The sequence below is a fragment of the Streptomyces sp. NPDC088747 genome, from assembly GCF_044751025.1.
GTDB lineage: Bacteria > Actinomycetota > Actinomycetes > Streptomycetales > Streptomycetaceae > Streptomyces.
The window spans coordinates 610,351-629,930 of record NZ_JBIVKZ010000001.1 but is presented as its reverse complement, the minus strand read 5'-3'; the positions used below and the strand labels follow the sequence as shown (position 1 = coordinate 629,930).

Genomic DNA, 19,580 nt, shown 5'->3' with positions numbered 1-19,580 from the left:
TATGACCACCAAGGTCGCCGTCATCGGATCGGGCAACATAGGCACCGATCTGATGATCAAAACGCTACGGCTCTCCGAATCCCTGGAGATCGCCGCCATGGCCGGCATCGACCCGGACTCCGACGGCCTGGCCCGTGCCCGCCGCCTCAAGGTCACCACCACCCACGAAGGTGTGGACGGACTGGTGAAGCTGGACGAGTTCGCCGACGTCTCGATCGTTTTTGACGCCACCTCCGCGGGCGCCCACCGACGTCACGACGAGGTACTGCGCGGCCTCGGCCGCACGGTTGTCGACCTGACCCCGGCCGCCCTCGGCCCGTACGTCGTTCCGCCGGTCAACGGCAACGCCCATCTGGGCGCTCCGAATGTCAACATGGTGACCTGCGGTGGCCAGGCCACCATCCCGATCGTGGCTGCCGTCGCCGCCGTGACCCCCGTCCACTACGGGGAGATTGTCGCCTCCATCTCCTCCCGCTCCGCCGGTCCCGGTACCCGCGCGAACATCGACGAGTTCACCGAGACCACCTCGTCGGCCGTCGAGAAGGTCGGCGGAGCGGCCCGTGGCAAGGCAATCATCATCCTCAATCCCGCAGAACCGCCGCTGATCATGCGGGACACCGTGCACTGTCTGATCAGTGACGGCGACGACGCCGAGGTCGTCGCCTCGGTGGAGGAGATGGTCGCCCGCGTGCAGACCTACGTCCCCGGCTACCGCCTCAAGCAGAAGGTGCAGTTCGACCGCGTGGACGCCGACGACCCGCTGAGATCGCTGCTACCCGAGGCCGCACGTGCCGGGCAGGCCGCGAAGGTGTCGGTGTTCCTGGAGGTGGAGGGCGCTGCCCATTACCTGCCTGCCTACGCCGGCAATCTCGACATCATGACCTCGGCCGCTCTGCGTACGGCCGAGCGCATGGCCGCCTTCCCCCACTCTCGGCTTCGCTCAAGCGGGGAGACCCCCATCGCCCCGGAGGTGCTGTCCCGATGACTTCGCTCTTCGTCCAGGACGTGACGCTGCGTGATGGAATGCACGCCGTCCGGCACCGCTACACCGTCGACCAGGCCCGGACCATCGCCGGCGTCCTCGACTCCGCAGGGGTCGGCGCGATCGAGATCGCACATGGCGACGGTCTGTCCGGTTCGAGCATCACCTACGGCATCGGAGCCCACACCGACTGGGAGTGGATCGAGGCCGTCTGCGACGTCGTCACCCGGGCGATCCCCACCACGCTCCTCCTGCCGGGCATCGGCACCCTGCACGACCTGCGTCAGGCCCACGCCCTTGGTATCCGCTCGGTGCGGGTGGCCACCCATTGCACCGAAGCCGACATCGCAGCCCAGCACATCGCCGCCGCCCGCGACCTCGGCATGGACGTGGCCGGATTCCTGATGATGTCCCACATGGCCGAGCCCGCCCAGCTGGCCCAGCAGGCCAGGCTGATGGAGTCCTACGGAGCCCGGTGCGTGTACGTGACGGACTCCGGTGGCCGCCTGACCATGGACGGCGTACGTGACCGTGTCCGCGCCTACCGCGACGCCCTCGACACCGAGACCGGAATCGGCATCCACGCCCACCATAACCTGGGACTGAGCGTGGCCAACTCCGTCGTCGCCGTCGAGAACGGCGTCACCCGCGTCGACGCGTCCCTCGCCGGTCAGGGCGCCGGTGCGGGAAACTGCCCCCTCGAAGCCTTCGTCGCCGTCGCCGACCTCATGGGCTGGGACCACGGCTGCGACCTCTTCCCACTCATGGACGCCGCCGACGACATCGTGCGCCCGCTCCAGGACCGTGAGGTGCGCGTCGACCGGGAGACACTCACCCTCGGCTACGCAGGCGTGTACTCCAGCTTCCTGCGTCACGCCGAAGCGGCATCGCACCGCTACGGCGTCGACACACGGGCGCTTTTGGTGGAAGCGGGGCGACGCGGAATGGTAGGCGGTCAGGAAGACATGATCACCGACATCGCACTGGACCTGACGGCGGACCACGCCGCCGCGTGAACCATGCGCCGCTCCACGGGGAGCCGGGCAGAGCCGCGCCCGGCGGACCGGTCTCGCGTCCGGAGGCAGCGACGCGGCGCCGCGCCGGCCGCGAGGCACAGGTTTCGACACTCGGTCGTGCGGCCCGTCGGCCAGGCCCTTTGAATGATCGGAGGCCGTGTGCAGCGTGAACGCGCTGGAGCCCATGATCAGGACCGTGAAGGCGATGACCGCGCGGGTCTAGGGGCGGGCCCGGCGTTCGCTACCCAAGTCACGACTCCCGGGCCCGGCGGCGTGCTGCGGGGCACAAGAATCGACGCGTCGAAGAAAAAAATCTGCGATGTGTATAGTTTCTGGAGAGGAAGCAGTCGAGCTCATCCCGAATCCCCTTGGAGAGACATGCAGCAGCGGAATTGGCTCATCACAGGAGTTAGCACAGGTCTTGGACGCGCCTTCGCCCAAGCCGCCCTGACCGCCGGGCACACGGTCGTCGGTACCGTCCGTTCCGAAAAGGACCTGCAGGCTTTCGAAGCGCTCCACCCCGGATCCGCTCACGGGCGCATCCTGGATGTGACGGACGACGCCGCGGTTGCGCGCGTGGTCGCGGAGGTGGAGCGGAGCGTCGGTGCCCTGGATGTCGTGATCGCCAACGCGGGCTACGGCTTGGAGGGGACGTTCGAGGAGACGCCGCTGGCCGAGGTGCGGCGGCAGTTCGAGGTGAACGTGTTCGGGGCGGTGGCCACCCTCCAGGCCGCGCTGCCCTACATGCGTCAGCGCCGCCGCGGACATCTGATGGCCGTCACCTCCATGGGTGGACTCATGGCCGTGCCCGGCATGTCTGCGTACTGCGGCAGCAAGTTCGCCCTGGAAGGCATCCTTGAGGCGCTGGGCAAGGAGGTCGCGCAGTTCGGGATCCATGTGACGGCGATCGAGCCCGGCTCCTTCCGCACCGACTGGGCCGGGCGGTCCATGACGCGAGCCACGCGGTCCGTCGACGACTACGACGACCTGTTCACGCCCATCCGTGAAGGGCGGCAGAAGGCCAGCGGAAACCAGCTGGGCAACCCGGCCAAAGCCGGGGAAGCCGTGCTGCACGTCACGACGGTCGATCAGCCGCCTACCCACCTCGTGCTGGGCTCGGACGCCCTGCGCCTGATCACTGCTGCGCGCGCAGCCGCGGACGAGGACATCCGCACATGGGAGGACCTCTCCCGTACGACCGACTTCGCCGAGGGTGCTCAGCTCTGATGCCCGGCAACCAGCCGCCGCGAAGCCGGCGCGCCACCGAACGAAAGGGCGACATCCGGGAGCGGGCAATCCTCGATACCTGCGAAACCCTGCTGGAGCACAAGGGCTATGACGCCATGACCGTCGGCGACATCGCCCAGGGCGCCGGCATCACACGCGGCGCCCTCTACTTCTACTTCGGTTCCAAACAGGAAGTGGTCACGGCACTCGTGGCCCGGACCGTCGAGCACCTGTGGGAGCGGTCCCGGGCCACCGCGCAGGCCGACGAGCCACGCCAGGCCATCACGGCGGCCATGCGGCGCACGGTCGAGCTGTGGGACGAACACGGCCTGGTCATGCGTACGGCGATCGACCTCTCGTTGACCGTCCCGGAGATCGGCGAACTGTGGAACCACACGGCCGACCTGTTCATCGCAGCCATCGCCACCGTCCTGGAACGAGCCGGTGTCGAGGGCGGCACCGAACCAGAACAGGCGTCGGCGATGGCACGCGCCCTGTGCTGGATGATCGAGCGCACCTTCTACCACGCCTCGCAGGAGTCCCGCGAGGCATTGCAGGAGGCATCGTCGACGTGCCGACACATCTGGCTGACCGCCGCAGGCTTGACCTCCTGACGCGACAGAGGACGCGATCCGACACTGACTGCCCGAAGCGATACTGAGTGCCCGAGGCGAGCATGTCATGTGCTGAGCCGCTGGAGAGTTGCCGCCCTCGGACTCCCCGATCCGCGCGAAGGTCTCCCTGACCTGCGCGGAGGTCAGCACGGTGGGTGATAGATGCCCTCGCGGCGCTTCCCGACGACGGCCAGGTAGCCGGGGAAGTACTCGCGCAGATGGGAGGTCAGCTTGTTGCCGACTTGGGTTCGGTCCCAGACGGCGCCCTCGGTGCGGCCCGAGCTCCACCGAAGCCATGATCCACCTCGCCGTGACGGACCTCACCGCCCGTCCTCTCACCGGCGAAACCGTCATCTCCTGGCGCGACCCAGCACGGCAGACCAAACATCAGATTCGACCTCTCAGGCGGTGACCCCGGTCTTTTCCGACCTGGCCGTCAAACCTGCTGCGACAACAGCAGAGAACGGGGCGAAGAGCAGGAGGGCCGGACCTCCAAACATGTCGCCGAGCGCGGCCCCGCCGAAGGAGCCCACGGCAAACCCGATCGTGGTCATGCTGTTGGCCCAGCCCTGGACCTCACGGTCGGCCCCGGGCGGAGTCACTGAACCTAGAATGGTGAAAAAGCGGGCGAAGACGGAACCGATCGCAAAGCCTGCCGGGACACAGACAAGGCCCACAGTAACCGGATGAAACATCATAGCGGCGCCGATCGCGCACATTCCGGCAGCGAGCAGCAAGAGAAGGAGGGGGAGCCGGGTGAACGCACAGCCGTGCAGTCCTCCGAGAGCCAGCGCACCGACGATGCTGCCGACGGAGAGTCCAGCCAGCAGCCAGCCGCTGGCGAAGGCCGCCTGGTGCTGCTGCGCGTAAACGGGGAGGGACACCTCAGTAGCGGCCAGGGCTGCGCAGAAGAGGAACTGCGCCCCGAGCAGCGAGACCAGCGGTGTGCGCAGGACGCCGCAAGCATTTCCCGGACCCGATGAGGGAGCGGCCATCCGGTCGGGCAGGTGGTCCAGCAGAACGACCGCGACCGCCATCAGTACGCCGATGAGGGCGAGCGGGAGCACAGGGGCGAAGGAGGCGCTGAGCCAGCTGGCTACGATGGGGCCGGTGACCAGTGACAGGTCCATCAGCGCGGACTCCAGGGCGTTGGCAGAGGTCTGCCCCCGGACGCGGTCCTGTGCCGTCCAGTGAGAGCGCAGCAGGGTGCTCGCAGGCGGAAAGAACATGCCCATCAGCAGCGCTGCGGCCAGGATGATCGGGAGGGGTGCGGCGCATGCCGCACCCACACTGATCCCGGTGACACCGACCAGGTAACCGGCCAAGCAGGTCCGCAGAACCGTGCGTGCTCCGCGTCGCACCGTCTGCAGGCCACGGATCGGACTGGTGACCCCGTTGGCGAGCAGCATTACGGCGACGACAGTCCCGGCTTGGGTGTACGAGTAGTGCCGCGATACGAGCAGCAGCGCGCTGACCGGGAACATGCTGATCGGCCATTTGGACATGAGGCTGGCAAGGGCCAGCCTTGGGGCGCCGGGCGCGGCCAGCACGTCCCGGTAGGGTCCGAGGAAGTCCTTGTGGGAGCGAGGCTGCGGACGGCCAGTCGCCAGCTGGCCACCGGATTCCGGTTCGGGCATATCAGGACGCTGCCGCAGGAGTGACGGCGTTGTCCGCGGCCGAAGCCGGCCGGGTTTCCACCCGTACCAGGGACCTGATAGAGGCCAGGGTCGCCAGGACAGTGTCGTGATCGGCTGCGTGGACCGCAGCGCTGAAGGGGATGCTGACGTTGTCGTGGGTGGCCGGGACGTGCTCGCCGGGTGCGTAACCGAGTTCCACGCTGTCCACTCCGGGGAGGCCGGCGACTTCCCCGGCTCCGTGTATGGCGACGAGTATGCCTGGGCCCTGCTCGTTGTGTACCACGGCCGAGCCGAAGCAGACCGGGAAGTCGACGGGCCGGTCGATCAGAGCCGGGCGCTGGCCGAGATAGCAAGCGATGGTGTCGTGAAAGGGGCGCAGCCCTCCGTGGGCCGTCCACAGATCGACGGCGGGGCCACCGGAGAGCCGGGCCCCCACCTCAATCAGGTATACGCCGTCGTCCGTGCACTTGACCTCGGTGTGGCTGGGACCCCGACGGATACCGAAGGCGCTCAGGACCTCGCGCGTGTAGTCCGCCACGCGCGTGAGGTCGGGGTGGTCCAAGCCAACCTGCACGATGTCCCAGAGCGGGAAGTCGTAGTCGGAGTCATCGGGGCGCAGGTACTCCCACATATCGACGAATCGGTGATCACCGTCCGCGCTGAAGAAGTTGACGGCGAACTCGCGGCCACGGATGTAGCGTTCGACGAGCCATTCCCGCACCGGCTCGCGATACACATCGTGCGTGACCGGCGGCCCCTGCCCTGCCATGTCGGCAGCGGTTGAGTAGACGCGTACGCCTTGCGAGCCGGCGCCCAGCGTGGGTTTGACGATGACCGGGAACCCCAATTCGTGAGCCGCGGCCGCGATGTCGTCGGCCGAGTGGACCAGCCGGAACTCCGGTATCCGAACGCCGGCCCGCATGGCTTGTGCCCGCATCGCCGCCTTGTTGCGCCGGGCCATGGCCAGGGTGTGGTCGTTGCCTGGCAGCTCGAGCCGGTGGGCCAGTACGTCGGTGAGGTGCACCCCGGCCTCAAGACAGGGGACCACCGCCTTGGCGTCGACGCCCGCGTCGGTGATGAGGCGCTCGGCCTCGTGCGGATCGGCGGTGTAGAAGGACAGGTCGTCGCCTGCGGCGTGCCGGTCCAGGGAGGCGAGATAACTGTGGGTGTACACGGAGACGACGGAGAAACCGAGTTCACGGACAGCGTCCTTGAAAGGGCGCCCTTGCCGCACCGGGTCCACCAGGATGATCGCAGGTGTGCTGGTGCTCATGGGCTGTCTCTCCTCGCTGTATGGCCGACCGACCCTGCCATGGGCCGCCTCGCTCAACGCAATTGTCCCGAGTCGACGAAGGGCAGGACATGTACCCGCAGACCGTTCCGGCGTCCGGCGCGACGGACCGACGGGGCAGTGTCTGCCCGGCCGTCGGCAGGCGGGATCCGTGGTCACTTCATATGTTGCAAAAGAAGAGGGGAGGGGATGTCCGGTGAGCGGTCGGCGTCGCTCCGCTGTGTGGGGTCCGCACGTCCACTCGTGCACCGACGAGGTGTCAGGTTCCGCCAACACGCTTACATGGGATGGCGGGGGTGAAGGGGCGGTGGGAAGCCCTGCGCCGGGGAGGTTCACGGTGCGCGTGGACGACGACGGATAGCGATCACTGCACTCGCGGATGTCGTCTTCCGGTGCCGGATCAGGTTTCCGTGTCGGCGTGAGGCAAGGCGTCCGGTCGCACGGTCCTCGTGGGCGTGCGCCGTGTTCGGTCGTACGGCCGGGAAGTGCGCAGGGCCGGACGGCGGGCCCTTCTGCGCGTGGCCGGGTCCCGCAAGCATGGTTTCTTCCGGAACCGGACGATCGAGAGAGACGGGCAGGCCATGTCACAGCATCAGGAGTTCTATTCCGAGGTCGCCACGAAGTTCGGTGGGTACTCCAGCGGGGCACAGCGCACTACCTCCTACCCGCAGGGAGACCCGGAGGAGCACTTCGACACCCTGGTACGCGCCGTCGGCTCACCGGACGCCCGCTTGCTGGACGTCGGGTGCGCCGACGGCCGCAATCTCCTGGCGATCGCCCCCGAGTTCGGCCGGGTGGATGCCTTGGACCTGTCGGTAGAGATGCTGGCGTCGGCCGAACGCCACCGGGTCGAGTCCGGGCTCACTCATGTCGAGTTCACTGTGGGCGACGCCTCCGAAACCGGGTTCCCGGACGAGACGTTCGACGTGGTGACCTCGCGGCGCGGCCCGTTGTTCCCGCAGGAGTTCCACCGGTTGCTGCGGTCTGGTGGCTCGGTGGTCTTCATGGGCATCGGGGAGCGGGACGTGCAGGCGTTGAAGGAGACCTTCGGCCGGGGACAGTTGTACGGGCGGTGGACGGGTGTGCCGGTGGTGCAGGAAGAACGCCGTCGGCTGGAAGAGGCCGGCTTCACTGTGGACGACGAGCGCGAGTTCTCCTACGACGAGTACTTCCACACGGCTGAGGACCTGGACCGGTTCCTGCAGATGGTGCCTATTTTCGAGGACTACGACTCTGTTCGTGACCTCAACGCCTTCGAGCGTTACGCGGCACGGGCCGCAACGCCAGAGGGCATACATCTGCCGAGGCACTGGTTCGTTCTGCGGGCTCGCCGCACCTCGCGGGGGTAGCCTGCGCACACCCATGGGAAGGGCCTGGCTCCGGGTACGGAGCCAGGCCCTTCCCATGTCCTGCCGGGCGTTCCGCCGCTCACCGTGCACCCCGCCCGGAGTTCCTCAGCCCGATGGCGGGTCCGTCGGGCCGTCGGGGTCGGTCCGTCCGCACGTGATCACTGCACGAGCGGACGACCCGACGACTCCGGTCTTCCGTACCACCGGACGTATTCGTCGCCCCCGCCCCACCGCAGGATGGATCACGGCGCCGACGAGGCCAAGCAGCCAGCTCTCCCCAGGTAACCGACGAAGCGAGGACGGCGAGTGTCGAAGATCATTGCGGTGGTGTCCGGAGGAATCGATTCCGTCACCATGGCGTACCACCTTCGGGCCCAGGGCCACGATCTGCACCTGCTCGGCATCGACTACGGTCAGCGGCACCGACGCGAACTCGCCTGTGCGCGGCTGGCGGCCCGGCGACTCGACGCTCCGTACGAGGAGAGCGACCTCTCCGGGGCCCGCGGGGTACTGCGCGGTTCCTCCCTCACCGACCCGACGCTCGACGTCCCGGTCGAGGGTCATGGAAGCGCTCCGATGACCGGTGACGGCGTCGCGGTACCGGGCCGCCCCAACATCGTTCCCAACCGCAACGCTCTCCTGCTCTCGGCGGCCTTCGCGCTGGCCGTCGTGCAGCGGGCCGAGGCAGTCGCCTTCGGGATCATGGCGGAGGACATCGGTCCCTCAGACACCTCGGTGGAGTTCCTGGACGCCTTCCTCGCCATGGAGCGCATCGCGACACGCGGCCACGCCCACCCCGATCTGGATCTCGTCGCTCCCCTGGCCCACCTGTCCAAACGGGAGGTCATCACGCTCGGCGATCAGCTCTCCGTACCGTTCGAAGACACCTGGACCTGCTTCCGCGGTGAGGAACTGCACTGCGGGCGATGCGCCTCCTGCGTCGAGCGCCGCGAGGCGTTCGCCGCCGCCGGCGTCCACGACCCCACCACCTATGCCGCCGAAGCGGTCACCGTGGAAGAGGCCTGAGATGAGTGTGTTCGAGGAGCTGGAATCCGAGGTTCGCAGCTACAGCCGGGCCTGGCCCGTGGTCTTCGACCAGGCCAGAGGAAGCTGGCTCCACGACGAGGACGGCCACCGCTACCTTGATTTCTTCACCGGTGCCGGGGCGTTGAACTACGGGCACAACCCACCCGTCCTGAAGCGAGCGCTGATGGACTACCTGAACCGGGACGGGGTCGCGCATTCACTGGACATGTTCACCGTTGCCCGGCGGCACTTCCTGACGGCGTTGAAGGAAACGATCCTTGCGCCCCGGAACCTCGACTACCGGGTCGTCTTCCCAGGCCCGGGAGGCGCGAACGCCGTCGAAGCCGCACTGAAACTGGCTCGCCGCGTCACCTGCCGCACCACCGTGATCAGTTTCACCAACTCCTTCCACGGCATGACTCTCGGTGCTCTGGCGGTCAGTGGCAACGCCGCCAAACGGGCCGCGGCCGGGGTTCCACTCACCCATTCCGTCTCGTTGCCGTACGACGGCTACGAGGGCGGCTCCCCTGAACTGCTGGACCACCTGATCGGCGATCCGGGGAGCGGACTGGACAGGCCCGCCGCCGTGATCGTCGAGACTGTGCAGGGCGAAGGCGGGGTGCAGGTGGCCTCGGACCACTGGCTGCGTGCTCTCGCCGATGTCTGCCGTCGGCATGAGGTGCTGCTCATCGTGGACGACGTACAGATGGGATGTGGCCGCACGGGACCGTTCTTCAGCTTCGAGGACGCCGGGATCGTCCCGGACATCGTGTGCCTGTCGAAATCCATAAGCGGTTACGGCCTGCCACTGGCTCTGACGCTGATCCGACCCGAACTCGATGTCTGGCAGCCCGGGGAGCACAACGGCACGTTCCGCGGCGTCGGTCCAGCTTTCGTCACGGGGGCAGCGGCACTGAAGGCGTACTGGTCGGGCAACGACCTGGAGAAGGCCGTACGGCGCTGCGGCGAGCGACTGGCAGCCGCTCTCGATGAGATTGCCGGCACACACAACCACGCCGCTCTCACCGTCACCGGACGAGGTCTCGTGGCAGGGCTCGGGTTCCGGAGAGTTTCGGGTGTCGCGGGTGGCGAACTGGCCGCCCGTACATCGGCTTTGGCCTTCCGGCGGGGGCTGCTCGTCGAGACGTCCGGCGCGGACGGCTCCGTCGTCAAACTTCTTCCCCCGCTCACTGTCACGGAGAACGAACTGGACCAGGGCATCGACATCCTCGCCGGAGCGGTCGCCGCTGCGTTGCGCCCGTTGCGCCCCTGATCCCTACGCACCACATGAAAGGAGCCACCCATGGACAGCGCCATACCCGTTGTCGACCTGAAGGCCTGGCACGAGGCATCTCCCGAGGGGCGGAGCGTCATTGCCACGGACCTGGACCGGGGCCTGCGCGAGACCGGCGCGTTCCTCCTCGAAGGACACGGTGTGCCGCGCGCGGTGATGAACGGCCTACGCGCCCGGGGGCGGGAGTTCTTTGCCCTTCCCCGCGACGCAAAGACGCCATACGCGATCGTCGCGCCGTATGAGAGCGGCTGGCTGGAGATGCATCCCGGCGGCGGTGTCGGGGTGCCCCGCGAGGAAAGTGATCCGGCGGCGGCACCCGACCTTCACGAATCCTTTTACTCCGGCCCCGCACACCGGTCGGGCGACGAAGAGACCGACCGATACTGTTACCCGCCCAACCGCTGGCCCGACCCGGTGCTCCCGGGGCTGCGCCGCGCCGTCGAGACCTACACCGCTCACATGCAACGCGTGGCGCTCTCCCTGAACGAGCTCTTCGCTCAGGTGCTGGGCCTGCCCGAGGACTTCTTCACCCGCCGGGCCACTCACGCCACCTGGACCCAGAACGTCAGTTGGTACCCGTCGCTCGCCTCGGTGGGTGCGGTGGCGAAGGGGCAGATGCGCAACGGTCCGCACACCGATCTCGGCGCATTCACCATCCTCAGCCGGCAGCAGGGGGTAGGCGGTCTGCAGGTGTGGAACGAGTCCGGCGGCTGGTTCGCGCCGCCTTACCGCCCCGACGCGCTGGTGGTGAACCTCGGGGACCTGATGGAGCAGTGGACCGACCGGCGCTGGCGGGCGTTGAGGCACCGGGTGCTCGCTCCCAGCCCCAGTGCTCCCGACGAGGAACTCATGTCGCTCGTGTTCTTCTTCGAAACGAACCCAGACACGCTCATCGAGCCCCTGGCCCCGCCCATCGGCGGCGGCGCCGGCCTGGAGCCCGTCGTCTCGCGTCGTTCGGTTCTGGAAAAGCTCGGCGTGCACACGGACGCCGTCTTCATCACGTGAACCGTGCTCACCCGTCCCATCCTCTGTCACCACCACAGGAAGGTTCATCCGCATCATGTCCCTGAGCATCACCAAGCGCTTCGACTTCTCCGCCAGCCACCGGCTCGAAGGCCTGCCCGAGAGCCATCAGTGCGCACGTCTGCACGGCCACAACTACGCGGTGGAACTCGAGCTGAGTGCGGAACGCACCGCGCTGACGGCCACCGGCTTCGTCCGCGACTACGGCGACCTCTCGGTTTTCAAGAAGTGGCTCGACGAAACTCTCGACCACCGGCACCTCAACGACGTGGTGTCTGCCAACCCGACCGCGGAAAACCTCGCCCTCTGGATGTTCGAGCAGTGGAGGAAGGACTTCCCCGAACTGTCGGCGATCCGCGTCTCGGAGACACCCAAGACGTGGGCGGAGTACCGGCCCTGATGAGCGGGGCTCGTTTCCGCACCTACCGATGAGACATATCACCCACGCAATGAGGAGGTGGTGCCCCGTGGAACCGGAACTCGTGGTCAACGAGATCTTCGGCCCCACTTGAGGCCGTCCAGGGAGAGGGACGGTCGATGGGCCGCAGGTGCGGTTTCCTGCGGCTCGGTGGCTGCAACCTGTCCTGTCGCTGGTGCGACACGCCGTACACCTGGGACTGGCAGGGCATAAGTGACAGCGGTATCCGCTACGACCCGAAGACCGAGCTGCACCGGCAGTCTGTCTCCTCGGTCGCCGAAGAACTGCTGGCACTCGGCGTCGACCTCGTCGTGATCTCCGGAGGGGAACCGCTCAGTCAGCAGGCGCGCCTGCTGCCGCTGATCGACATCCTGCGGGACGCGGACGTCGAGGTGGAGTTCGAAACCAACGGAACACGCGTTCCGGACCGTCGTCTGGTGCGGCACGGGGTGCGTTTCAACGTCTCGCCGAAACTGTCGCACTCCGGCGACCCGATGGAGCGGCGCATCGTTCCGCAGGCGCTGAGGCGATTCGCCGTCACACCCGGCACGACGTTCAAGTTCGTCTGCCGCACCACTGCGGATCTGGACGAGGTGGCCGAGCTCGCCGCCGGCTTCGGCATCGACGACGTGTGGATCATGCCCGAGGGCCAGAGCGCCGACGCCATCGACAAACACATGCAGGAACTTGTCTCCTCGGTCATCGATCGGGGATGGAACGTGACCACCCGGCTGCACACGCTGGTCTGGGGTCACAGGAGAGGAGTCTGAAGTGACTGTGAGCACCGTCGGACCACAGAGTGGAGCAGAGAAGGCCGGAGCCGACCCCTTGGTCGATCTCGCGCAGCGCCTGCTCAAGGAGATTGGTGAGGATCCCAACCGGGACGGTCTGCGCCAGACACCTGAACGGTTCGCACGCTGGTGGCGTGAGTTCATCGACTACGACCCCGGAACCATCGACACTCTCTTCGAGACGACTACCACCAGCCAGATGGTGGTGGTCTCGGACATCCGGGTGTGGTCGCTGTGCGAGCACCATCTCCTGCCGTTCAACTGCTCGGTCGACATCGCCTATCGCCCCACCCGACAGCTTCTGGGACTGTCGAAGTTCGCTCGGATCGCGCACAGTCACGCCCACAGGCTCCAGGTGCAGGAACGGCTGGTGGCCGGCATCGCACAGGAGGTGGCGGACATTACCGGCGCCGAGGACGTCGCGGTGATCGCCAAGGGCGAGCATCTGTGCATGACGATGCGCGGTATCAAGGCGAGTGCCGAGATGGCCTCGACCTCGTTCCTCGGAGCCTTCGGCAACGACAGTTCGTTGCGCGGCGAGTTGCTCGCGTTGCTGCGGCACTGAGGCGGACGCGTTCCACCGACCGGCGGCGGCCTGCACCGAACCTCTCTAGGCGCAGGCCGCCGCCGGTTCCAGGCGTCACATGTAGCCTTCACGGATCGCATACGCCACTGCGTGTGCGCGATTGCGCAGATGAAGGCGGGTCATGGCGTCGTGCAGGATCCCCTTGATGGTGCGCTCGGAGTAGCTGAGCTTTTCAGCGATCTCCTTAGTGCCGAGTCCATGGGCGACCAGTTCCAGGACGTTCAATTCCTTGCTGGTGGGGCTTCCGCTCGCGATGGTACTCAACACTGTTCCCTGCGCCTGGCGTTCGAGATGGGCGAGGATCCTGCGCAGCAGGTCGCCGGGCATGTCGCCCTCGTTCCGGGCGGTGGCTCGGATTGCTTTCACCAGCCGTGCGGGGGTGGCCTGATGACGCCATACGACCGAAGAAACCCCGGCCTCGATCACCATGCTCAGATGACGCTCTTCCAGTTCGCTGACCACCAATATCACGCGTTTGCCGTGGTCCAGGCCCAGCTTGCGCAAGGTGGTGATCGACTTGGGGTCCAGTTGGTCATCCAGCATCAGGGCCACCTCTCCTGCGTCGGCTTCGCCCTCTCGTGTGGAACTTTCAACCGGACGATCCCTGGCCGGACGCAGGGCTATGTCGGGTTGATGACCTAAGTGCGCCGCTACACCCGCGCGGGTAAGGGGATCCCCTCCATACACGATGACGGAGATGGAAGGTGTTGAAAAGTATTTCGTGAGCTCCATAAACTCTTCCTGTATTGTGCGCATTGATGCACGACTGGGGCAGGGGTGGAATCTTTGTTTTCCTCAAGGCGGAGAAATTCCTTGCCGCAACCGTAATTCGTGAGAATTAGATCGTGTTCTGCATGGCCAGTTGGCGGTTGTGCTGAGTATGGGGAGTGGACGGTGGGGATGGATCGTTCCGGACGGATTGTGAAGGGCATCGCTGCCGCCGGTCCGGGTTCGTCCGCGAGGTGGCGGGGTTGCGAACATCGATGATGAGGCGGTGTTTGCCGTGATCATCTACGTCCTGGTGACCGGCTGTGCATGGCGGGCGCTGCCGCCGTGGTTTGGGGCGTCGAAGTCGACCGTGCGCCGTCCTTCGTTTTCGGTCGCATGCTGGGGTCTGGGGTCGGCTGCACCAGAAGGTTCTCAATTCACGGACGACCGAGACCTGATCGACCTGTCCCGTGCAGTCCTGGAATCGGCTCACGTCCGCTCTGGAAACGGGTCCGAATGCTTTTGATCGGGGCAAGTACGGCTCCAAGATCCACTTGGTCTCCGAGCGGACCGGGCTGCTGATCTGGGTGGGGATCTCGGGCTCCAACTTGCACGACAGCCGGGCGCTCGCGCCGATGGTGCGGGGCATATCATCCATCCGTTCTCGCCGCGGTCTCTGCTGGTGCAAACCCGCTGAACTCCATGCCGACAAGGTTTACGACAACCGTCACCTGCGGCGATGGCTCAGATACCGACACATCACACCCTGCGTCGCGCGCAAGGGCATCGAGTCTTCCCAGCGGCTGGGGCGCCATTGCCGGACCATCGAACGCCATGGCCTGGCTCGCCGGATGCCAGCGCCTGCATTCTCATCTGCTGCCGCAGACTCACTGAATGAGACGATCTCTCAATGTCGGCACACCGAGCTTGCCTATAAGCCAGCTATCAACGACGACATGTGCTTCGAGACCTGCGACAGCTGAATCCCCCGCCACCATGAGACCGGGACGACGAGCTTCGTCGCGGACACGCCTTTCTTGAGCTGTTGTAGTGCCTTCTCTGGGAGGGCGGTCAGTCCGTGGCCGGCGATACGGGCTTTGGGCGCGGCCTGGTAGGTGCCGGCGGTGAGTGCGGCCGGGAGGAAGTCCGCGGAGATCGTCGGTTCGACCTCATTGTCCTTGAGTGTGCCGCCCCAGATTGCGCTCACTGTGACTCCTGGGCGCGGTGCCCGTCGGGACTGGAGGCGAACGAACAGGCTGGGCGAGGCGGAGGGGATGTGTTTGCTGCCCATGGTGCGGGCGGCGATCGCGATGATTGGTTTGAGCGATCCGTTGCCGACGGTCAGGGTGCCGGCCAGCGGGCTGTCGCCGATCCGCTCCACGATGTTGTCGACGACTGTGGGACTGTCACGGTCAACGGATTCGGCTGCGCCCAGCGAGCGGAGGTAGTCGAAGTTGTGCGGGGACGCGATTCCGCGATTTTGTAGCCCGCATGGCGGGCGAGCTGGATCGCGTTGGAGCCGACGCATGTCGACCCGCCCCGCACCAGGACCGTCTCCGACCGGTCGGCGGCATCGACACTGGGCAGCGTCAGCGCGAGGTGGTCCTGCTGGGACATGCCCGTTGCTGCGGTCGACAGCGCCAAGGGCAGTACGGCAGCCTGGTCAAAGGCCAATGTGTCGGGAAGGGGGGGACAGCATGTGCTGCATCAACACGACGTAGTGCTGAGAGGTGCCCTCTGCAGCTCGGTTTCGTGACTTCTCCGCGATGGGTGCGTGCCCCAGGGCACGATCGCCCCGTTTGAGGCGTGTAACTCCTGGGCCGACCTCGACGACCTCCCCGGCCATGTCTGTACCGACGACAGCTGGGAACGTGAGCCAGGGCAGGATCAGCCGGTAGACGAGTCCCGGAATCGCGTCCACCAGGTTGACCGCGATGGCCCGGACTCGCACGACGACTTCGTCGCGGGCCGCAGGCGTGTAGGGGGTGGGTGCCCTCGTCGCTCAGGGTGGGGACCCACGACTCCAGGTCCACGTCGTCCATGGGGAGTCCCAGAGGGTCGGAAAAGCTGTACTTCACGTCGTGTCCGTTCATGTGCATAGGTCCGGCACGAAGCATTCTGGAGGTGACCACCGGGCGTCCAATAGGGCAAACGCTGCTCATCTAGTGTCCATCGATGTTCAGCTTGCTGAGAAGATCGACGTTCGATCGTCGTGCAATGGGCGAGAGTGAGAAGGAGGAGAGCGGGTGTCGCAGGACCAGCCCACGCCGTGGGGGCGCTCGGCGACCGGATGCGTGAACTGTGCAGACGCTCGTTCGTCGGCCGGGACCACGAGGTCACGCTCTTCCGCACGGCCCTGGGTTCGCCCGGTGTCCTGTTCCTGCACGGCACGGGGGCATCGGCAAGAGCATGCTGGTGGACGTCCTGAGCGGCATCTCTCGCGACGAGGGCTTCGGCGTGCTTCGGCTGGACGGCCGGTACCTCCCCGTTGTGCCCGCCTGCCCCGCCCGGCGGGTACCGGTCCCACCGTCCTGTTCATCGACACCTACTAGCAACTTGCGCCGCTCGACGACTGGATCCGCGAGTAGTACCTACCCTCGTTGCCTGCCGACACCCTGGTCGTGATCGCCAGCCAGCAGACTCCGGGCCTCGTTGGGTGGCCGATCCGGCCTGGCGGCAGTTGGTGACGGTGGTTGCCGTACCCCACCTGCTTCCCGACGAGGGACGCACCTACCTACGGCTCCCAGTGGCTGGCGGGGCACCTGCGCGAGCGGCTCGCGAGCATCAGCCACGGCCATCCTCTGACCCTGTCGATGCTGGCGGACGCCGTACGCCGGGGGGCCGAACCGCGCACCCTGGCCGATCTGCCCGACCTCGTCGGGCCGCTGCTGAGCCAGACGGTCGAGGCGGCCCCGAGCCCGCGCCAGCAGATGGCCCTGAAGGTCTGCGCGCACGACGACATCACCACCGAGGAGTAGTTGCGGGCGGTGCTCGGCGACGATGACGATACTGATGAGCTGTTCGCCTGGCTGCGCTCCCTGCTGATCGTCGTCGAGGGCCCGCTGGGGCGCTAAAGGGTGTTGCACAAGGCTGCGAACTGGGCATTTCCTCGGTATGGCTGGGGTGTTGGGCGCTGAACGGGTGTGGGTGGAGAACTTCACGGGGCTGCGGGTGACGCGGTTTTCGAGGTTGCTCAAGGTGGTGCGGGAGCGCGGTGGCAACGGCACGATGCAGGGCCGGCCGTGGAGTCTGCCGCTGGCCGAGCTGGTGCTTGTGGTCGCGGTGTACTACCGGACGAACCTGACCATGCGGCAACTGGGACCGCTGTTCGGGGTGTCCTCGTCCACCGTGTGCCGGGTGATCCAGCGGCTCGGGCCGCTGGTGGCGCTCGAACCCGTCTCGCGTCCGGCCGACGCCGCGGACCGGTTGTGGATCGTGGACGGCACGCTGGTCCCGGCGCGTGACCGTAAGGTCGGCGCGTCCAGCCGCAACTACCGCTTCTCCGCGAACGTGCAGGTCATCGTCGACGCCGACACCCGCCTGGTGATCGCAGCGGCCCGGCCGGCACCGGGCACCACCGCCGACGTCCACGCCTGGCGGGCCTCCGGCCTGGCCGAGCACTGCCAGGGCGTGACCGTCCTGGGCGACGGCGCCTACCTCAACTGCCAGATGGTCGTGCCACACCGTAAACGCCCTCGCCGGCCCCTGCTGGCCGGCGAGGAAGCCGACAATGCCGCCCACCGCAAAGTGCGTGCCCGGGTGGAGCATGTGAGCGGCCGGATGAAGAACTACAAGGTCCTCCGCGACTGCCGGCAGCACGGCGACGGCCTCCATCACGCCGTCCAAGCCGTCGCTCACATGCACAACCTGGCCCTCGCATCATGACCAGAAGACTGCGATCGAAGGCCTTGACCTGTCCAAACGCAGCCTTGTGCAACACCCTGCAGCCGCAGGACCTCGTCCGTGAGGTGCTGGACGATGATCTGCGCTACCGGGGTCCGGGGCGCTACGCCGAGTTGCACCGCACACTGCGTGGCTGGCCGGCCGGGCGCCTGCGGGCACTCGGAGACGAGCGCGAGCAGTTGCGGCTACTGACCGAGACCATCGTCGTGGTCCGGCCCCGGCATCCGGTCCCGAGGGAGACCCGGCCCCGGCCCCGGCTCTGGTCGGACGGTACGTGGACCGGCTGGACCCGGACGACCGGGCCGAGGTGCTGGCGATGACCACGACCTGGCAGGGCGCCGAGCAGGGCGCGCTGGTTGCGCACTGGACGGACCGCGATCCCGCGGCGTTCCGGGTCTTCCGCAGAACCACCGGGAGACCCGAGGGATACGCGGCCTGCCTGACCCTCACCGAGGACGACCTGGGGGCGGATCCCGGCGCCGACACCATGTTCGGCTACGCACAACGGCACGGCCCGTTGCGCCCGGGGGGAACACATCGGCGCCTTGCGCTTCTTCCTCGATCAGGAGGTCGGGCCGGGGCCGTCCGCGTCCCTGGCCCTGATGTCGGGCCTGTCAAGTCCTGGACAACCCCGTCCGTCCCGACACGGATCGGCACGCAGACCGGATGGTGCCGGCCCCTCACCCTCTTGTTGACCCCAGGCCACTACGGCGATGGTCCCCAACTCGAGCTTGTGCTGCACTTAAATAGCGGTGCCTCGCGCCGGCACCGGGCGGCCGCGTTCCCGACCGGACCACGTCATGGCCGACAAGGCCTACACATTATTGATGCTCGGTGTGTCCAGCACACAGGCGCTCGACTCGGCAGCCTGGTCTGCGGCTTCGCGTACCAGGCGCCGCAGTAGTTCGTTGAGCCGGTCGAAGACACCCTCCTTCTGCCAGGCGGCGAAAGAGGCCGTACACCGTTGCCTACGGCGCGAAGTCATGCGGCAGGTACCGCCAGGGGGTCTTGGTGCGGTCGACGTACGAGATGGCGTCCATGATGCGGCGCAGGTCGTACTGGGTGGGCGGCCGATGCCCGTCCGGGTGCACGGCCGTGACCCTGCCCGAGCTCGGCCCAGATCAGCGGACCGCTGGGTTGCCCAGTGCTCAGCTCATCGTCTCCGCGGCGAGCAGACCGACCAGAACGGGCCCGAGTAGGCCACTCCACTTGCGGTAACCCGACGCGGACAAATGCAGTCCGTCCGTTGTCAGTTCGGACCGCAGGCCGTCGCGGCCGTCCTCGAAATGCGGCCAGAGATCGAGGAAGGAGACTCCGAGCCTGTCCGCGACCTCCCGATAGTCGTCGTTCAGGGCCCGTAGCACCTGCCCATGGCGGGGCTCTCGGGGCAGCAACGACTGAACGAGCACCGGGGCGACAGTCGAGGCCGCCGCCGTGATGCGTTCGAGGTTGTGCACCACCTCACGCGGCGGCACGTCCGCGTGCCCGACGTCGTTCGTGCCGATGAGCACGGTGACGAGATCCGGCGCCGACTGGAGAGGCGGCTCGACCCGTTCCCACAACTGCTGCGAGGTGTTGCCGCTCACCCCGAAGTTCAGCACGTCGTGGTCGGGCAGCAGAGCCGGCCAGTTCCCGAAGTGAGTGAGACTGTCTCCGAGCATCACGATCCGTGACACGCGGTGACCCGATCGGTCGTCGGCGTGGCTCATGGCGTG

Annotated in this window: 21 protein-coding genes and 2 pseudogenes; 16 read left to right on the top strand and 7 right to left on the bottom strand. The window is 67.0% G+C overall.

Annotation, left to right across the window (positions count from 1 at the left end; translation table 11 throughout):
* Nucleotide 1 precedes the first annotated feature (1 nt).
* The 4 genes from ACIP79_RS03180 (at nucleotide 2) to ACIP79_RS03165 (ending at nucleotide 3,839) form a co-directional block, all read left to right on the top strand.
* Nucleotides 2-985, top strand: a complete 984-nt coding sequence (locus ACIP79_RS03180; RefSeq protein WP_401218539.1) for an acetaldehyde dehydrogenase (acetylating) — start codon at nucleotides 2-4, stop codon at nucleotides 983-985.
* Nucleotides 982-1,998 carry a 4-hydroxy-2-oxovalerate aldolase gene (dmpG, locus tag ACIP79_RS03175; RefSeq protein WP_401218537.1) on the top strand — a complete coding sequence of 339 codons (1,017 nt, stop codon included), beginning with the start codon at nucleotides 982-984 and terminating at the stop codon, nucleotides 1,996-1,998. Before ACIP79_RS03180 ends, dmpG begins: the two co-directional genes overlap by 4 nt.
* 378 nt (nucleotides 1,999-2,376) lie before the next feature.
* The gene (locus tag ACIP79_RS03170) at nucleotides 2,377-3,225 is read left to right on the top strand and encodes an oxidoreductase (protein ID WP_401218534.1); all 849 of its coding nucleotides are present in this window, start codon (nucleotides 2,377-2,379) and stop codon (nucleotides 3,223-3,225) included.
* Nucleotides 3,225-3,839: a TetR/AcrR family transcriptional regulator gene (locus ACIP79_RS03165; RefSeq protein WP_401218531.1), complete on the top strand. Its 615-nt coding sequence runs from the start codon at nucleotides 3,225-3,227 to the stop codon at nucleotides 3,837-3,839. Before ACIP79_RS03170 ends, ACIP79_RS03165 begins: the two co-directional genes overlap by 1 nt.
* A 401-nt stretch (nucleotides 3,840-4,240) precedes the next feature.
* Here ACIP79_RS03165 and ACIP79_RS03160 read toward each other — a convergent pair whose 3' ends face one another.
* On the bottom strand, nucleotides 4,241-5,476 hold the full coding sequence (locus ACIP79_RS03160) for an MFS transporter (protein WP_401218528.1): 1,236 nt from the start codon (nucleotides 5,474-5,476) through the stop codon (nucleotides 4,241-4,243).
* Between the two features lies 1 nt (nucleotide 5,477).
* Complete coding sequence (locus ACIP79_RS03155; RefSeq protein ID WP_401218525.1) at nucleotides 5,478-6,749, bottom strand: ATP-grasp domain-containing protein; 1,272 nt, start codon at nucleotides 6,747-6,749, stop codon at nucleotides 5,478-5,480.
* Nucleotides 6,750-7,348: 599 nt separating this feature from the next.
* Here ACIP79_RS03155 and ACIP79_RS03150 point away from each other — a divergent pair.
* From ACIP79_RS03150 to folE, 7 genes are all read left to right on the top strand, one after another.
* On the top strand, nucleotides 7,349-8,116 hold the full coding sequence (locus ACIP79_RS03150; protein WP_401218524.1) for a class I SAM-dependent methyltransferase: 768 nt from the start codon (nucleotides 7,349-7,351) through the stop codon (nucleotides 8,114-8,116).
* 306 nt (nucleotides 8,117-8,422) lie between these two features.
* Complete coding sequence (locus ACIP79_RS03145; protein ID WP_401218521.1) at nucleotides 8,423-9,142, top strand: 7-cyano-7-deazaguanine synthase; 720 nt, start codon at nucleotides 8,423-8,425, stop codon at nucleotides 9,140-9,142.
* Between the two features lies 1 nt (nucleotide 9,143).
* Nucleotides 9,144-10,415 (top strand): diaminobutyrate--2-oxoglutarate transaminase, encoded by a 1,272-nt coding sequence (gene ectB, locus ACIP79_RS03140; RefSeq protein WP_401218519.1) that lies wholly within the window; start codon nucleotides 9,144-9,146, stop codon nucleotides 10,413-10,415.
* A gap of 30 nt (nucleotides 10,416-10,445) precedes the next feature.
* Entirely contained in the window at nucleotides 10,446-11,441 is a 996-nt protein-coding gene (locus ACIP79_RS03135; RefSeq protein ID WP_401218516.1) for an isopenicillin N synthase family dioxygenase, read from the top strand.
* Between the two features lie 55 nt (nucleotides 11,442-11,496).
* Nucleotides 11,497-11,859 (top strand): 6-carboxytetrahydropterin synthase QueD, encoded by a 363-nt coding sequence (queD, locus tag ACIP79_RS03130; RefSeq protein ID WP_401218513.1) that lies wholly within the window; start codon nucleotides 11,497-11,499, stop codon nucleotides 11,857-11,859.
* A 137-nt stretch (nucleotides 11,860-11,996) separates the two neighbouring features.
* A complete protein-coding gene (locus tag ACIP79_RS03125; protein WP_401218510.1) occupies nucleotides 11,997-12,647 on the top strand; it encodes a 7-carboxy-7-deazaguanine synthase QueE in 651 nt (216 codons plus the stop codon).
* A gap of 7 nt (nucleotides 12,648-12,654) precedes the next feature.
* Nucleotides 12,655-13,233 (top strand): GTP cyclohydrolase I, encoded by a 579-nt coding sequence (gene folE / locus ACIP79_RS03120; RefSeq protein ID WP_401218507.1) that lies wholly within the window; start codon nucleotides 12,655-12,657, stop codon nucleotides 13,231-13,233.
* Between the two features lie 75 nt (nucleotides 13,234-13,308).
* Here the strand turns inward: folE and ACIP79_RS03115 are convergent, their stop codons facing one another.
* On the bottom strand, nucleotides 13,309-13,986 hold the full coding sequence (locus ACIP79_RS03115) for a LuxR C-terminal-related transcriptional regulator (RefSeq protein ID WP_401218504.1): 678 nt from the start codon (nucleotides 13,984-13,986) through the stop codon (nucleotides 13,309-13,311).
* A gap of 202 nt (nucleotides 13,987-14,188) precedes the next feature.
* Here ACIP79_RS03115 and ACIP79_RS03110 point away from each other — a divergent pair, with 202 nt between their 5' ends.
* Both ACIP79_RS03110 and ACIP79_RS03105 read left to right on the top strand, forming a co-directional pair.
* A complete protein-coding gene (locus tag ACIP79_RS03110) occupies nucleotides 14,189-14,488 on the top strand; it encodes a transposase (RefSeq protein ID WP_401219227.1) in 300 nt (99 codons plus the stop codon).
* Nucleotides 14,433-14,945 (top strand): transposase, encoded by a 513-nt coding sequence (locus ACIP79_RS03105; protein WP_401218502.1) that lies wholly within the window; start codon nucleotides 14,433-14,435, stop codon nucleotides 14,943-14,945. The genes ACIP79_RS03110 and ACIP79_RS03105 overlap by 56 nt, the downstream gene beginning before the upstream one ends.
* Here ACIP79_RS03105 and ACIP79_RS03100 read toward each other — a convergent pair.
* Nucleotides 14,894-15,343 carry a hypothetical protein gene (locus tag ACIP79_RS03100; protein WP_401218499.1) on the bottom strand — a complete coding sequence of 150 codons (450 nt, stop codon included), beginning with the start codon at nucleotides 15,341-15,343 and terminating at the stop codon, nucleotides 14,894-14,896. The two genes, ACIP79_RS03105 and ACIP79_RS03100, sit on opposite strands and share 52 nt — an antisense overlap.
* Nucleotides 15,344-15,625: 282 nt before the next feature.
* Nucleotides 15,626-15,916 (bottom strand): annotated as a pseudogene (locus ACIP79_RS03095) (alcohol dehydrogenase catalytic domain-containing protein); the annotation flags it as partial.
* Between the two features lie 739 nt (nucleotides 15,917-16,655).
* Here ACIP79_RS03095 and ACIP79_RS03090 point away from each other — a divergent pair.
* From ACIP79_RS03090 to ACIP79_RS03080, 3 genes are all read left to right on the top strand, one after another.
* Nucleotides 16,656-16,940: a hypothetical protein gene (locus ACIP79_RS03090; RefSeq protein ID WP_401218496.1), complete on the top strand. Its 285-nt coding sequence runs from the start codon at nucleotides 16,656-16,658 to the stop codon at nucleotides 16,938-16,940.
* A gap of 136 nt (nucleotides 16,941-17,076) precedes the next feature.
* The gene (locus tag ACIP79_RS03085; RefSeq protein WP_401218493.1) at nucleotides 17,077-17,847 is read left to right on the top strand and encodes a transposase family protein; all 771 of its coding nucleotides are present in this window, start codon (nucleotides 17,077-17,079) and stop codon (nucleotides 17,845-17,847) included.
* 44 nt (nucleotides 17,848-17,891) lie between these two features.
* Nucleotides 17,892-18,185 carry a hypothetical protein gene (locus ACIP79_RS03080; RefSeq protein ID WP_401218490.1) on the top strand — a complete coding sequence of 98 codons (294 nt, stop codon included), beginning with the start codon at nucleotides 17,892-17,894 and terminating at the stop codon, nucleotides 18,183-18,185.
* 506 nt (nucleotides 18,186-18,691) lie between these two features.
* Here the strand turns inward: ACIP79_RS03080 and ACIP79_RS03075 are convergent.
* Nucleotides 18,692-18,938, bottom strand: a pseudogene (locus tag ACIP79_RS03075) (transposase); the annotation flags it as partial.
* A gap of 75 nt (nucleotides 18,939-19,013) precedes the next feature.
* A complete protein-coding gene (locus ACIP79_RS03070; protein ID WP_401218488.1) occupies nucleotides 19,014-19,574 on the bottom strand; it encodes a GDSL-type esterase/lipase family protein in 561 nt (186 codons plus the stop codon).
* Nucleotides 19,575-19,580: the final 6 nt, after the last annotated feature.